The 13,700-nt window shown below is 67.4% G+C and carries 12 protein-coding genes; 3 read left to right on the top strand and 9 right to left on the bottom strand.

All coding sequences use genetic code 11. From position 1 onward, the window contains the following. Positions 1–11: 11 nt before the first annotated feature. The 4 genes from D187_RS39720 to D187_RS39705 form a co-directional block, all read right to left on the bottom strand. Positions 12–413, bottom strand: a complete 402-nt coding sequence (locus D187_RS39720; RefSeq protein ID WP_002629028.1) for a hypothetical protein — start codon at positions 411–413, stop codon at positions 12–14. A gap of 75 nt (positions 414–488) precedes the next feature. After that, a complete protein-coding gene (locus D187_RS39715; RefSeq protein WP_051256744.1) occupies positions 489–1,400 on the bottom strand; it encodes a DUF3396 domain-containing protein in 912 nt (303 codons plus the stop codon). Next, positions 1,397–2,230: a hypothetical protein gene (locus tag D187_RS39710; RefSeq protein WP_155893913.1), complete on the bottom strand. Its 834-nt coding sequence runs from the start codon at positions 2,228–2,230 to the stop codon at positions 1,397–1,399. The genes D187_RS39715 and D187_RS39710 overlap by 4 nt, the downstream gene beginning before the upstream one ends. Positions 2,231–2,235: 5 nt before the next feature. Then, entirely contained in the window at positions 2,236–2,958 is a 723-nt protein-coding gene (locus D187_RS39705) for a YebC/PmpR family DNA-binding transcriptional regulator (protein WP_020918588.1), read from the bottom strand. A 56-nt stretch (positions 2,959–3,014) separates the two neighbouring features. Between D187_RS39705 and D187_RS39700 the strand changes: the two genes are divergently transcribed. Genes D187_RS39700 through D187_RS39690 form a run of 3 tightly spaced genes read left to right on the top strand, consistent with a single transcriptional unit; the run spans position 3,015 to position 6,114 of the window. Next, complete coding sequence (locus D187_RS39700) at positions 3,015–4,037, top strand: hypothetical protein (RefSeq protein WP_002629024.1); 1,023 nt, start codon at positions 3,015–3,017, stop codon at positions 4,035–4,037. Then, the gene (locus tag D187_RS39695) at positions 4,034–4,912 is read left to right on the top strand and encodes a DUF4129 domain-containing protein (protein ID WP_002629023.1); all 879 of its coding nucleotides are present in this window, start codon (positions 4,034–4,036) and stop codon (positions 4,910–4,912) included. The genes D187_RS39700 and D187_RS39695 overlap by 4 nt, the downstream gene beginning before the upstream one ends. Next, positions 4,909–6,114: a DUF4350 domain-containing protein gene (locus tag D187_RS39690; protein ID WP_002629022.1), complete on the top strand. Its 1,206-nt coding sequence runs from the start codon at positions 4,909–4,911 to the stop codon at positions 6,112–6,114. Before D187_RS39695 ends, D187_RS39690 begins: the two co-directional genes overlap by 4 nt. A 278-nt stretch (positions 6,115–6,392) precedes the next feature. Here D187_RS39690 and D187_RS51085 read toward each other — a convergent pair whose 3' ends face one another. From D187_RS51085 to D187_RS39675, 5 genes are all read right to left on the bottom strand, one after another. Continuing rightward, a complete protein-coding gene (locus D187_RS51085) occupies positions 6,393–8,165 on the bottom strand; it encodes a phospholipase effector Tle1 domain-containing protein (RefSeq protein ID WP_162159754.1) in 1,773 nt (590 codons plus the stop codon). After that, positions 8,149–8,616, bottom strand: a complete 468-nt coding sequence (locus D187_RS56565; RefSeq protein WP_002629020.1) for a DUF3304 domain-containing protein — start codon at positions 8,614–8,616, stop codon at positions 8,149–8,151. The genes D187_RS51085 and D187_RS56565 overlap by 17 nt, the downstream gene beginning before the upstream one ends. A gap of 310 nt (positions 8,617–8,926) precedes the next feature. Then, on the bottom strand, positions 8,927–9,100 hold the full coding sequence (locus tag D187_RS55975) for a hypothetical protein (protein WP_002629019.1): 174 nt from the start codon (positions 9,098–9,100) through the stop codon (positions 8,927–8,929). 112 nt (positions 9,101–9,212) lie between these two features. Continuing rightward, positions 9,213–10,511, bottom strand: a complete 1,299-nt coding sequence (locus D187_RS39680; RefSeq protein ID WP_002629018.1) for a TolC family protein — start codon at positions 10,509–10,511, stop codon at positions 9,213–9,215. After that, positions 10,508–13,696 carry an efflux RND transporter permease subunit gene (locus D187_RS39675; protein ID WP_002629017.1) on the bottom strand — a complete coding sequence of 1,063 codons (3,189 nt, stop codon included), beginning with the start codon at positions 13,694–13,696 and terminating at the stop codon, positions 10,508–10,510. Before D187_RS39675 ends, D187_RS39680 begins: the two co-directional genes overlap by 4 nt. Positions 13,697–13,700 lie beyond the last annotated feature (4 nt).

Here is a 13,700-nt window from a genome sequence, read left to right as displayed (position 1 = left end):
GGTGTCTGTTCTCAGAAGTGGAAGGTGAGACTCGCCTTCTCGGCGGCGGGCTCGGGCAACAGCTCCAACACGAGCCCGTAGAGGAGCGTGGCGCCCGCCAGCCCGTAGAGCACGTTGGCGGTGGCGGCCTGCGCGCGGGCGCGGCCCAGCGCGGCACTGGACTCGCTCGCCGAGGCGAGGGTCCGGGCGCGAGCCGCCTCGCCCTGGGCGAAGTAGCCGAAGCCGATGCCGCCCAGCAGCAACACCCCCCCACCGACGAAGGCATAGCGATGACCGTGGAGGCCCGAGGGCGCCTGGGTGGGGGCATCCACGGCGGTGGGGGCCGCGGAGGCGGACGGCTCGGCGGCGAGGGCCGGAAGGCCCGGCGCGAGCACCAGGAAGGCGGCCAGGAGCCGGCTGCGGACGGAGTGCATGCCGGGGACTATACCCGAGACGGGACGTGGGAATGGAGCCCGAGTGCGCAGAGCCGGCCGGGAGGCACGCTTGCCCTAATCGAGGAAGCGACGTTCCCAGCGGCGTACGTCCTCGGAAGGGAACTCGAGTCCGTAATTGTGAGTGTCGTAATAGAGCCAGGGCTCCAGCACGCGTGCCAGTTCGCGATAGGCGAGGAGCGTGCGGCCCTGCTCGGTGTCTCCCGCGTCTGGCCATGAGCCCAGGATGACGACGGCGCGCTCCCCTTCCATTTCTTGGACCGTGGTTCCCGGTGAGGACAGGCGGGAACGCAGTTGCGTCGCACCACCCAGCTCACCCAGCACCGGCTGGCCCAGGAAGGTCATCCAGGAGGGGCCGCGTACCTTCGTCCCCAGGCGCCACGAAAGCCAGCCCAGATCAGGAATGTCCATGCCCGGGTAGCGGAAGCACCGCTGGTGGATTAGCCGCATGACGCCCATCAGGTTCGTGGCGCCGTTGAAGGCGAGGCCCGCCTGTCCAAAGCAAAAGGGGAGCGGAGCGGCCAGTTGCAATGCCAGCTCACGCACCCGCTCCGGGCCGTGCTCCTCCAGGTATTCGGTGGGGAGCCAGAAGCTTACCGCGCATGCCGCATTCGGTTCGTCCTTCAAGGACGGAGCGCCAAGCGGTTTACCGGCATATTCAAAACCATACCGGTACTCGCTGCTGGACTCATCTCGGAGATCGAACATGGGCCATTCACCCTCGAGCAATTCATTCCGGATGCGCTTCCACTCGGCATCATTGAGATCCTGAAAGTAGCCCTCTTCATCGGCGTACCTGCCGAGCGCCCGGTGCCCCACTGCCTGAAGGTATATCTCCAGGGAATGAAGTACTCCGCGCGCTATCTCCAAGTGAGGGTGCCGGATGAAAAAAGAAAAGTTCAGGCTATCGCGGAGCAGGCTGAATCCGGCCTGTGCCATGAGGCGAATACGTGGAACGTGCTTGCTCATGGGATGACTCCTATCCATGGAAGGACCTGGGAGGGTCGCGTACCCAGGACTTCCTCGTACACGGCGTTTCGCCTGCGACCCGCGTACGGCCCTCGAGAATACAGACACCAAATAACTTCGGACGTGTTCTTGCAGGGGAATTTGAAGTCATAGACGAATTCCGGCTGGAGCGGATCACCCGAGTGGATGACGACGTCTGGTTTGATCGTGCCTTTCAGCTCGCTGAAACATCCCTCCTCCAGCAGGGCCTGCTCCTCCTCGACGCTGATCAACTCGCGCCGTCTGGTCCGCTGGTCGTAGCGGTAGCGAGGCTCCAGGCTGAAGCCACCCGGGCGCAACACGCTCAGCTTCTCCTGGACGCATTGGAATGCGGCCTGGTGCATTTCCTCGCCGAAGAACTGGGCTCGCGTCCTGACCTTGCCCCCGAACTTCTTCTTCTCGTCACATTCCACCGGTGTGGGGCTCTTGCCGTCCATGTGCTCCAAAAGCACCTTCAAGCGAGCCTCGTTGGCACACTCCGACAGGACCTGCTCGATGCGGACCTTCTGCTCGGGACCCAACGCCGCCTGGATCGTGCCAACCGAAATACCGAACTCGGCCAGCCGTTGCCCGGCGCGAGGGATGACCGTCTCCTCACCCGCCACCTGGACGCAGAGCGCCGGGTTCGTCCTGCAGGAACTCGAGGCAGAGTCGAAGGATTGCGCGTAATGGCTCGGTACGACGTGGCCCCCCACTCCCACGTGGCAGGCCATGAGGAGCGTGCCGGACAGGACTGCTCCCGCCCAGGGCCGGAAGACCTGGGCAGGACCCTCCGCGAAGCCTGAAGGCAACTTCCTCACGCCAGGCCGTGGAACACCCGCTGGACGTCCTCGTCCTGCTCGAGCTTGTCCACCACCTTGAGCACCTCCTGGGCCTGCTCCTCGGGCAGCGTCACCGGGTTCAGGGGGATGTACTCGGACTCCGCGGACAGGGGCGACAGCCCCTTCTCCTCGATCGCGTGCTGCAGGCGGCCGAAGTCGTTGAAGGCGCAGCGGATGATGAGCTGCTTCTCCCCCTTCTCGCCCGTCCCCTCGCCCATCTCCTGCAACCCGTGGTCGATCAGGTCCAACTCCAGCGCGTCCTGATCCACCCCCTCGGGCGACAGGCGGAACACCCCCATGTGCTGGAAGAGGAAGCCCACGCTCCCCGTGTTGCCCATGTTGCCGCCGCCATCCTTGAAGGCATGGCGCACGTTGGCCACCGTGCGCACCACGTTGTCCGTCGCCGTCTCCACGATGATGGGGATGCCGTGCGGGCCGTAGCCCTCGTACAGCGCCACCTCGTAGTTCTTCACGTCCTGGCCGCTCGCGCGCTTGATCGCCGCCTCGACCTTGTCCTTCGGCATGTTGCCGTGGCGGGCGTTCTGCAGCGCCCGGCGCAGGGCGGGGTTGTTGTCCGGGCTCGGGCCTCCGGCCTTCACCGCGATGGCGATGTCCTTGCTGATGCGCGTGAACAGCTTCGCCATCTTGTTCCAGCGGGCGAACATCGTCGTCTTACGGGTCTCGAAAATGCGTCCCATGGCCGCGCAGAATGCCGCGCCCTCCCGCCAAGGGCCAGCGGGTATGCTGTCCCCCCGTGAGCCCTCCCCCCTCGGACCTGCGACCCCTCGCGATCGGTGAGATCATCGACCGCTCGGCCACCTTCTGGCGCAGGCACTTCCGTCCCCTCTTCCTCCTCAGCCTCGGCTTCAACCTGGCGACCTACATCCTCACCAAGGTCCTCCAGTTGACACTCCAGGATACCCTCGTGCTCCAGACGCGCGGCGGAGACCTGGAGGAGCTGGGCGCCTCGCTCTTGCGCACCCTGGTGTCGCTCGGAGGCGTCTTCCTGGTGTCCCTCTGGCTCTACTACCTCAACACCCTGGTGGTGGCGCGCTACGTGGTGCCCACCCAGCTCGGGGACGAGGCGGCTCCAGCGACCAGCCTCGGGCGAGCCTGGAAGCGGCTGGGCGCCCTCACGGGGGCCTACGTGCTCTCGCTGCTCTGGGGAACCGGCGTCCTGCTGCTCATGATGTTGCCGGGCGGGCTGATGCTCGGGGGCGGCGGCGTGCTCGTCGCCCAGGCGGGCCGCGGCGCGCCTCAACTGGCGGGCGCGGCCCTGCTCATCGGCGGAGTCATCGTGGTGTCGCTGGGCTTCGTGGGCGCCCTGCTCTGGTACCTGCTGCGCTTCTCCCTGCTCGCGCCCGTGCTCGCCATGGAGGACCTCTCCGCGGCGCGCTCCTTCCGCCGCTCGGGCGAGCTGCTCTCGGGCCGGGTGGAGCCGGGCTTCATCGGGCGGGTGACGGTGCGCGCGATGCTGCTCGTCACCGTGGTGTCGCTCATCCTCCTCGCCGTGAGCGCCTTGTTCGGTCTGCCCGCGCTCGTCGTCCAGTTCGCCTACCGCGACCCGAGCCAGCCCCTGCTCTCGCCCGCCCCCCAGGCGCTCCTCATCCCCGCGGAGCTGTTGCAGGTGGTGGGGCAGGCGGTGCTCAACCCCCTGGGCCTCGTCGTGTACGCGATGCTCTACCTGGACATGCGCGTGCGCCGCGAGGGCCTGGACATCGAGCGCCGTCTGGACGCCGCCCCGCCCTCCCCCGCCCAGCCCGTGGGGGCCGCATGAGCATCGGGCTCGCCTTGCTGTGGCTCGCGGCCCTGCCCTGCCCGGACGCCGAGCGGGACATCCAGGAGTTCACCGAGCTGGCCCGGAGCGAGCCCGAGGCGGTGGAAGGTGCCCTCGAGGCGCTGGAGGCCCGGTGGCAGGGCCTGCCGCTGCGCGCCCCCGGCGACGACACGCCCTTCAAGCACGTGGAGACGGTCCGCGTGCGTCTCCAGGGAGTCTGCACCCCGCTCGAGGAGGAGAACACCAGGGCCTCCGCGCGGACGACCGATCGGGCGCGGCTGGAGGAGATCCTCTCCCGGCCCGAGTTCGCCCAGGCCCGGCAACGTCAGGGCGATGTGCTCAAGCGCTTGCTGCGCATGGTACGGAGCTGGCTGGAGGAGCTGTTGCAGACGCGGGGCGCGCAGAGCTTCGCGACGAGCACGCGCACGCTGGTGCTGGTGTTGGGCATCGCGGTGGTGCTCTTCACCGCGTTGCGCCTGCGCTCCTGGCGGCGGGCGCCCACGAAGCGAGCGGGCGGCCCGGACGCGGCGCCCGTCCCGATGCGGCTCGATCCGCCCGGGGATCACCTGAAGCGCGCCCGGGCGGCGTTGACGACCCAGCCGCGCTCGGCCATCCGGGAGGGGCTGCTGGCGCTGCTGTCCTCGCTGGAGTCGCGGCGATTGGCGAGACCGGATCGCGTGAGGACGAACCGGGAGCTGGTGGAGGAGCTGCCGCAACGGGGCGCCCCCGCCCACGTCACGGGTGAGGTGGAGCGGCTGGTGCGCTGGTACGACCGGGCCTTCTATTCACTCGAGCCCGTGCCCACCGAGGACGCGGCGCGCTTCGTGGACGAGGTGGAGCGGTTGCACCAGGGCCTCGCGGGAGGCACGGCATGAAGACGGCTCGGTGGGTGGCCTTCTACGGCGTGCTGGTGACGCTGGCGCTCGCGCTGGGGCTCGCGACGAACCAGGCGGCGCCCCCCCCCTCGACCCGGCCCTCGGTGGACAACCCGGGGGCCCTGGGGCTGCGGGCGCTGTACCTGTACCTCGAGGAGTCGGGAGCCCGGGTGTCGGCGCTTCGAGAGGCGTTCGATGGCGCCCCGCTGTCCGACGAGCCGCGCACGCTGGTGGTGGCCACGCCCCTGGGCCGGTCCATGACGCCCGCCGAGGCCCGGGCCCTGCGCCAGTGGGTGTCCCGGGGCGGAACCCTCGTCTACCTCGCCGCGAGGGAGGCCGGGATGCGGCCGTCGGTCCTGGAGGACTGGCTTCCCTTGTCCGAAGCCCCCCTGGTGCCCGCGAGCGCCGAGGGGCTGGCGCCCGGGGAGAAGGATCTCACCGGAACGACGGTGCGCGTCTGGGGGCCCGTGGGCGCGACGAAGGAGCTGGAGAGGTTGCGCGTGTCGCTGGATCAGGGCCTCACGGTGGACCGGCCCGAAGCGGTGCCCATCGCGGGGGCCCGGGGCGTGGCGGTGGTGTGGCGGGTGCCCGAGGGGCGCGGCCAGGTGTACGTGCTGGCGGGGACGGATCTGGCGGAGAACCGGCGGCTGGAGATGTTGGACAACCTGCGCTTCTGGGACGCGCTGGCGGTGCGAGGGCCGCTCGGCTTCGACGAATACCACCAGGGAGTAGAGCCCGCCCGGGAGCCCCCGTCGACCCGGGCCCTGTGGATCTTCGCGGCACAGCTGCTGGCGGTGGGGTTGCTCTACGCGGTGTCCCGGGGGACGCGCTTCGGTGCGCCCCGGCCCCTGGTGGAGGAGCGGCACCGCTCGTCGCTCGAGTACGTGCGCTCCCTGGGCTGGCTCGCGCGGCGCGCCCGGGTGGAGCGGGAGCTGGTGCCGGAGCTGGGGCGTCAGTTGCGGCGGCACATGCACGAGCGCCTGGGCATCTCCCCCGAGCTCCCCGAGGAGGAGGCGGCGCGGCTCGTGGAACAGCGCTGTGGGCTGAGCGCGGCGGACTACCTGGCGGAGCGGGAAGCACTCATCCGCACCCTGGAGCAGCGCGACATCCGCCCCGCGGACTACGCGCGGCTGGTGCGCCGCTACGCCCGGCTGGAGGCGATCCTCACCGGACGGGCGGCACGTCCCGCCGGGCCTTCCTGAAGACAGACGAGGACTCCGCTCACCGCGAGGGCGAGCGGAGTCCCGGGCATAGCCCCGCATGGCCGCAGCGCGTACTCCGTGGCCCGCATGGCCTCGGGCAATTCCATGACGCCACGAAAAGCCTTCTCGCTCTCCGCTTCGGTCGCCGGCTTGCCGGTGTCCATGTTCTGGAAGGGCAGTCCCTTGGCCGCCAGCTTGTCGTTGGCGGAGGTCTTCTCCAGGCGGCTGATCAGGTTGCCCGCCCCACCGTCACTGATGGCCGTCTTCTGATCTCCACTTCAGCCGAGCGCCGAGCGAGCAGGCGACAACCCCGGGAGCCGGTTCATGGCGTAGGGGAGCTTGGCGTTGCCGCCGGTGAAGATGACGCGGGGGTCGGACGGCAGGGTCGCGTCCATGGCGAAGCCCGACAGGGAATCGTGGACGTAGGTGTCGAAGAACTGGATCATGGACAAGTCTCGCAATCCCTGTCCTCGCGCCTCCGCCTCGTGGGCGGAGAGCAACTGCAGGTAGTGGGGACGGAGGTTGGCCCGTCCCTTGGTCCAGCACAGTTGCTGGAGCCTCCAGCAGTCCGAGCGGAGTTGCATGTCGTAGAGTCTCACATTGTCCAGGAACGAGTCGTCCAAGCCGGGCAGCGTGTCCAGGCGGGCCTTGAGCGCGAAGTATTCGTTCGCGGCAGCCTCCAGTGCCTTCGTCTCCTTGAGAATGAGTTCCTGATTGCTCTTCGCATTAGGCGCATTCCTGAGCGTGTTGGTGCGCTCAGCTTGTGCGAAGTATTTGCGACGGAGGGGCTCCATCTGCGTTGACAACGCCTTCTTGTCGGCGGTCCACACCCCCTGGAACTGGCGAAAGAGCGCCTCCTCCGCCGTCGGCCGCTCGGCGGCCCTGTCCTTCATGTCGCGAGCCATCTTGTGGAAGCGCCACTGGTAGTAGCGGTTCATGTGGGCCAGCATCACCTTGCCCAGGGGCTCACCGCCCCAACCCACGATGTCCATGTAGCGGGTGAAGCGCTGATGGAGCAGCTCGAAAGACTCGCTGTTCGCGGAATCCTCGGCGAAGTCCTGGGGATTGACGGACGCGTCCAGGGGTACCCCCGCATGGATGGCCTGGGCCCGCATCACGCGCAGAGGAATCATGCTCAAGAGCGCGCCCGTGCTTCGGCTGCGGCCCCCTTCACCCACGCGGTAGCCACCGCCGACATCCGAGTGGGCGCCCGGGTAGACCATCTCGCGGCAATTGGACGGGTAGCTCTGCCCCTGCAGAACGCTGTCCACCGGGAAGGAGTTGCGGATCTCATGGGCGGCCACCATGTGGAGACAGTCCTCCACCAGTTCGGGGATGCGGAGGTCACCGGCCCATTCCATGTGTCCGTTGAAACCACCGGGGGCGGGATCCGCGCCAGGGGCGCTCCCGAAAGCGATGTTCTCCAGGTCTTTGTAGTTCCGGTGAGCCATCGCCAGACCCGTGCTACCCAAACCACCCACCATAGAGCCCACATTGTTGATGCCCATGGGCAAACCAACCGAGGCCACGGAATCGAACAAGCCCATGAAGTACAAGCGGACCGGGGACGTGCGCTGCCCCAACACGAGCCGCCAGGTGCCATCACCTCGCCGCTGGCAATTCTTGGCGATGCGCAGAGCGAACGCACGGGCCAGCGCGGCACCTCGCGAGAACCCGAACAGGGCCAGATGAATGGTCTGACGTCCGTCACTTTGAGCCAGACATGACTCCAATTGCCTTAGCGCCCACTGAAGACGCGCTTCCCCTCTGTATCCTCCACCATTCCCCCGACTCTCGTTGCCAGGGTCATCCACGTCTTTGAAATACGTACCGAGACCGGGAATGTAGAAACGAAGCTTGTCTTGATGAGCACGAAACAGACGGGCCACATTGCTGTGTTCGTGGGTGGGAAGATCGGCCTTCAGATTGTTCCCTGTTCCATCGAAAAAGAAGGAAACCCGGGGACCCGCCGCCAAAGGAGACTTTTGGGTTTTGAGGTTCTTCGCACCGAGCGCGACTTCGGTTTTCTGGTCATTAACGGAAGGCATCATGGCACCTGGCAATTTTCTCATCCAATACTGAGTTGCCTGACGCCTTGCGCGCGACAGGACTGAAGCGATCCAATTGAAGCTTTGACTCAGGAAAGCCTTCCGTGAGTTCAACCTCGATACGCCCATCCTGGAAGAAATGGACGACGATGTACCGCGGTTGGTCAGGCACGGGTCCAGAGACCATCACTTCCTTTTCACACCAGCGCTTCAAATCCCGAGTCCACTCGACTTTCACTGACACCGGCAGTGGCACACCTGGATACCATCTCAGGCAGCACACGCCACCTCCTCCACCCGAGTCAGGAGAACTGACAAAGATATTGGCTCCCCCTGCCCCATCCACGCTGAAGCTCTCGATGTGGAGGTCGGTATAATTATATCCACTGACCGTGAGAGCAACGGACTCAAGCTCTTTATTCTTGCCTTCCGCCCCGGCATCGGGCGTCTCCACTGAACTCCTCTTGCAAGCGCACAACCCCAGACACAATCCGAGCAACACCCATCCCAATACCGCCGCGCGCATCACAATCCAATCCCCCTGCCACAAGCTGGCACGAACCTTTGGCCCCACAGCATTCCGACGTAGAAGGTGCAAGGTCGAGAACCTCATGGCTCGGCTCCAGTGAGCGCCATGGGGCGACGTTGTACAAGCAGGGAGTCCTTCTTGACTTCCGAAAAGCCGCCAATATGTGGTGTCCGGGTGCCAGCGCGCGGTAGTCATTCCACCAAGGCTGGTGGAAGGGCCTCGGTTCGCGAGCCGGTCAATCCAGGCGCTCCAGGACCTCGAGAACACCCTTGGATCGAGTGCGGGTCAGCACGAAGACCGCCTGGTCGGAAATGATTCCGCCGGTGGCGCCCAGGCTACGGAAGGCGAGTATCTGGAGACAGATGTCCGGTTGACCAGCTCGCAGCGAGGCGAGTCCGAGGTCGGACACCAACCCCTCTTCTCGCCCGTCTCCCGCAAACCATGGTCGATGAGCGCCGGTACGCCCCAAGAAGAGACGAGGACTCCGCTCCCCGGAACAGCGGAGCGGAGTCCCGGGCACATCAGTCCTTCTCGTCCGCGGCGAAGAGGCCGACGGCGCGCTGCAGCCGCAGGGCGGCGAGCGAGGTCTGCAAGCGCTCGGAGATGGCACTCACCTCGGCGTTGGTCAGCGCGGAGTTGGCGTCCGCCACTTCCAGGTACGTCGCCACGCCCGCCTTGAAGCTGATCTCCGTGAGCCGCTGCGTCTCACGCGCCAGGGCCAGGGCCTCCTCGGCCTTGGACAGGTTGGAGCGGGCGTTGTCGTAGTCCAGGCGCGCCGTGGCCACTTCCTGGGTCACCCGGGTCTCCGACTGCGTCTGCAGGGCGGAGGCCTCGGCCACTCGGGCGGACTCCTCGCGCAGGGCCACCTCGCGCAAGCCTCCGTCCCACAGCGTCCACGAGCCGTTGAGCGTCAACGTCCACGTGCCCGCCTGGCCCGTGAAGCCCGCGGCGTTGGTCACCCGGTAGACGCCCGAGAAGCCCACATTGGGCAGGTAGGCGAACCACGCGCCGGTGCGGCGGCCCACCGCGAGGTCCAGGTTGCGCCGCGCCGCGAGCACGTCCGGACGCGCCTCCTGCGCCTTGCGGGCGAGCTCCGGGTCCACCGCCGGCACCTCGGGCACCTCGGGCAGTTGCAGGGAGAAGTTCGGCGACTCGCGCTGCAGGAGCGTGGCGAGCGCCAGCCGCGCGGAGTCATAGGAGTTGCGCGCCCGGACCAGATCCTGCTCGGCACGTGCGCGGTCGAACTGCGCGCGCAGCAGGGCCACGCGCGTGACGGTGCCCGCGTCGAAGCGGATCTGCGTGTCCTTCTCGCGCGCCTGGTTGACCTCCAGGAGGAACTGCGTGGCGCGGATGGCCTCCTGGAGGCTCGCCGCGCTGAAGTAGGCCTGGGCCACGCCGAAGAGGATCTCCCGGCGCGTGTACTCCGTGTTCAGCGTGGACACTTCCTGGGCGATGCCCGCGTTGCGGATGGCGGGCCAGAGCGTCGGCGCGATGATGGCCTGGCGCACCTCGGCCTGGGCGCCGAGCTGATCATACGGCTGGATGGTGATGGGTTCTCCACCACCGGGCAGCGCGAAGACGGCTTCCGCGGAGTTGCGCGTGTAGCTGCCGCCCACCGTGACGGTGGGCAGGTAGCCGGCCCAGGCCCGGCGCGTCTGCAACAGGGCCTGATCCAACCGGGCGCGCGCCACCTTCAGGTCCAGGTTCTTCTCGCGCGCCTCCTCGAGAGCCTGATTGAGCGTGAGCACCGGCTGGGCCGCGGGCTCGGTGGCTTCCGCGGCACCCAGGGCGAGGGACACCACCGTGAGCAGGGAGATCATGCGGCCTCCTTGCCGTGCGCCGGGCGCAGCTCGGCGAGGGTGTCGCCGCCATAGGCGCGCTCCACCTCGGCCTCGCCCGTCTCCTCGGGCGTGCGCTTGGAGCCGAACTTGCGCTTGAACCACGCCGACGCGTCATCCAGCAGCGAGTACGCCACGGGGGTCACCAGCAGCGTGAGGGCCAGCGACAGCGTCTGGCCACCCACCACCACGCCGGCGGTGGCCTGGTTGAAGCTCGCGCCGACGCCGCGGGAGAACAGCAGCGGGAGCATGCCCGCCACGAAGGACAACGTGGTCATCAGGATGGGGCGCAAGCGGTCCTTGCTGCCGTGGACGATGGCCTCCAGCCGGGGCAAGCCCTCGCCGCGCAGCTGGTTGGTGTGGTCGATCTGCAAGATGGAGTTCTTCTTCACGACGCCGAAGAGCACCAGCAGTCCGAGCATCGAGTACATGTCGAGCTGCTGCCTGAAGATGATCAGGGAGATGAGCGCGAAGGGCACGGTGAGGGGCAGCGACAGGAGGATGGTGATGGGGTGGATCCACGAGCCGAACTGCGCCGCGAGGATGAGGTACATGAAGACGAAGGCCATGGCGAAGGCCACGATGAAGTTCTGGAACGTGCGGCCAATCTCACGCGACATGCCCGCGGGAGCCGCCGAGTAGCCCGGCGGCAGCTGCGTGTCGGCGATGAGCTTGTTGAACTGCTCGACGACCTGGCCGGTGCTCACGCCCGGAACCGTGTTGGCGCTGATCATGATCTGCCGCTGACGGTTCATGCGGTTGATCTGCGAGGGGCCTTCCTCGCGCTGGAGCGTCACCACGTCCGTGAGCGGCACGGCGCCCAGACGCGTGGAGGGCACGGTGAGCTGCGAGAGCGCCTCCATGCTGTCACGCGCGGAGCGCTCGGCGCGCAGCCGCACGTCGTACAGGTTGCCGGCCTCCGCGTAGTTGGACACCTCGAGACCGCCCACCACCATCTGCATGGTGGTGGCCACGTCGGACACCTGCACGCCCAGGTCCGCGGCGCGCGAGCGGTTGATGTACGCGCTCACCTCGGGCTTGCCGATGATGAGGTTGCTGTCCACGTCCACCACGCCGTTGATGCTCTTGAGCTTCTCCATGAGGATGGTGGCCTGCTTGCCCAGCTCGTCGAAGTCGGGCCCGCGCACCACGTACTGCACCGCGGCCTGGGTGCCACCGCCGCCGAACAGCGGCGCGTTGGTCACGCTCACCCGGTACTCCTTGGGCAGCTTCGAGGTGATGTCCCGGCGCACCCGGTTCATGATGTCGTCCTGGGTGTCGGTGCGCTGATCCGGGTTGACGATCTTGATGAAGAGCGCCGCCACGTTGGGCGTCTTGTCGGTGTTGTCACCGATGGTGACGAGCGTGGAGGTGGTCTCCGGAATCGTCTCGCGGATCTCCCGCGCCACGCGCTCGGCCTCCAGGAGGGTGGTCTCCATGCTCATGCCCTCCGGCGTGCGGATGGACACCTGGAACTGGGCCTCGTCGCTCTTGGGCAGGAAGCCCGCGGGCACGGACTTCGCCATGGGGATGCACGAGCCCAGCGCGGCCACCGACGCCACCACGGCCACCCAGCGGTGCGCCATCACCCAGCGCAGGGCGCGCTCGTAGGTGCGCTCGATGGGCGTGTAGACCTTGTCCGTGATGCGCTCGAGCAGCGGCTTGCGGCCATGGTCGGGCCCCGCCGAGCCGCCCACCAGCCAGCGCGCGCACAGCATGGGCGTGAGGGTGAAGGACACCACCAGCGACACGGCGATGGAGAAGGCCATCGTCCAGCCGAAGCTGGCCAGGAAGCGCCCGGGGATGCCGCCCATGAAGGCCACCGGGAGGAACACCGCGATGAGCGACAGCGTGGTGGCGAGCACCGCGAGGCCGATCTCCTTGGTGGCCAGGATGGCGGCCGGGAAGGGCTTGAGCTTCTTCTCGTGGATGAAGCGGTGGATGTTCTCGAGCACCACGATGGCGTCGTCGATGACGATGCCCACCGCGAGCGCGAGCGCCAGGAGGCTGATGGTGTTCAGGTTGAGCCCCGCCATCTGCATCATCCCGAAGGTGCCGATGATGGACACGGGAATGGCGAGCGCGGAGATGACGGTGCTGCGCCAGCTGCCCAGGAACAGGAGCACCACGAGCGCGGCGAAGAACGCACCGAGGATGAGGTGCTCCTGCACCGCGTGCACGCTGGTGATGGTGGTCTCCGAGTTGTCGCGCACCACGTCCAGCGTGTAGCCCGGCGGCAGCGTCGAGTTGAGCTCGCCCACGCGCCGGCGCACCTCCTGCACGAGCGACACGGTGTTCTCACCCGACTGCTTGCGGATGGACAGCAGCACCGCCGGATTGCCATCGCGCCGGGCCGCCGTCGTCGCCTCCTCCTGGCCGTCCTCCACCCGGGCCACGTCCTGCACGCGCAGGATGTTGCCCCCGTTCTCGCGCAGCACGAGCTGCCCCATCTCCTCCACGCTGGTGACGCGGCCACGCAGACGCAGGGTGAGGTTCTGAGGACCCGTCTCGATGCTGCCGCCCGGCAACGACATGTTCTGGCCGGCGATGGCGCGCTGCACTTCCGCCGCGCTCACGCCCGCCGCCCGCATCTTCACCGGATCCAACCACACGTTCACCTGGCGCTTGGTGCCACCGATGAGCGACACCTGTCCCACGCCCTGCACCGTCTCCAGCCGGCGGCGCAGCACGCGGTCCGCGTACTCGGTGATCTCCCGCACGGGCCGGTTGGACTGCAACGACAGGATGATGACGGGCACGGCGTCCGGATCGAACTTCTGGACGATCGGCGTCTCCACGTCCTTGGGCAGCTCGTAGGCGATCTGGTTGATGCGGTCGCGCACTTCCTGCACGGCCACGTCCACGTTCTTCTCCAGCACGAACGTGATGATGACCGTGCTGACGCCCTCGGACGTGATGGAGGACAGCTCGTCGATGCCGGCGACGGTGTTGACCGCCTCCTCGACCTTGTCCGTGATGTCCGTCTCCATCTCCTCGGCGGCGGAGCCGGGCAGACGCGTCACCACCACCACGGTGGGGAAGTCCAGCTTGGGGAAACGATCGACGGTGAGCTTCGAGTAGCCGACGCCGCCGAGCACGAGAATCAGCAGGATGAGCACCGACGCGAGGACGGGCTTACGGACACAAATACTGGCGAGCCATTGCATGGAA

Origin of the sequence: Cystobacter fuscus DSM 2262, assembly GCF_000335475.2 — a bacterium.
Classification (GTDB): Bacteria; Myxococcota; Myxococcia; order Myxococcales; family Myxococcaceae; genus Cystobacter; species Cystobacter fuscus.
Note: the sequence above shows the minus strand (reverse complement) of the source record. Positions and strands in the feature narration are given on the sequence as shown.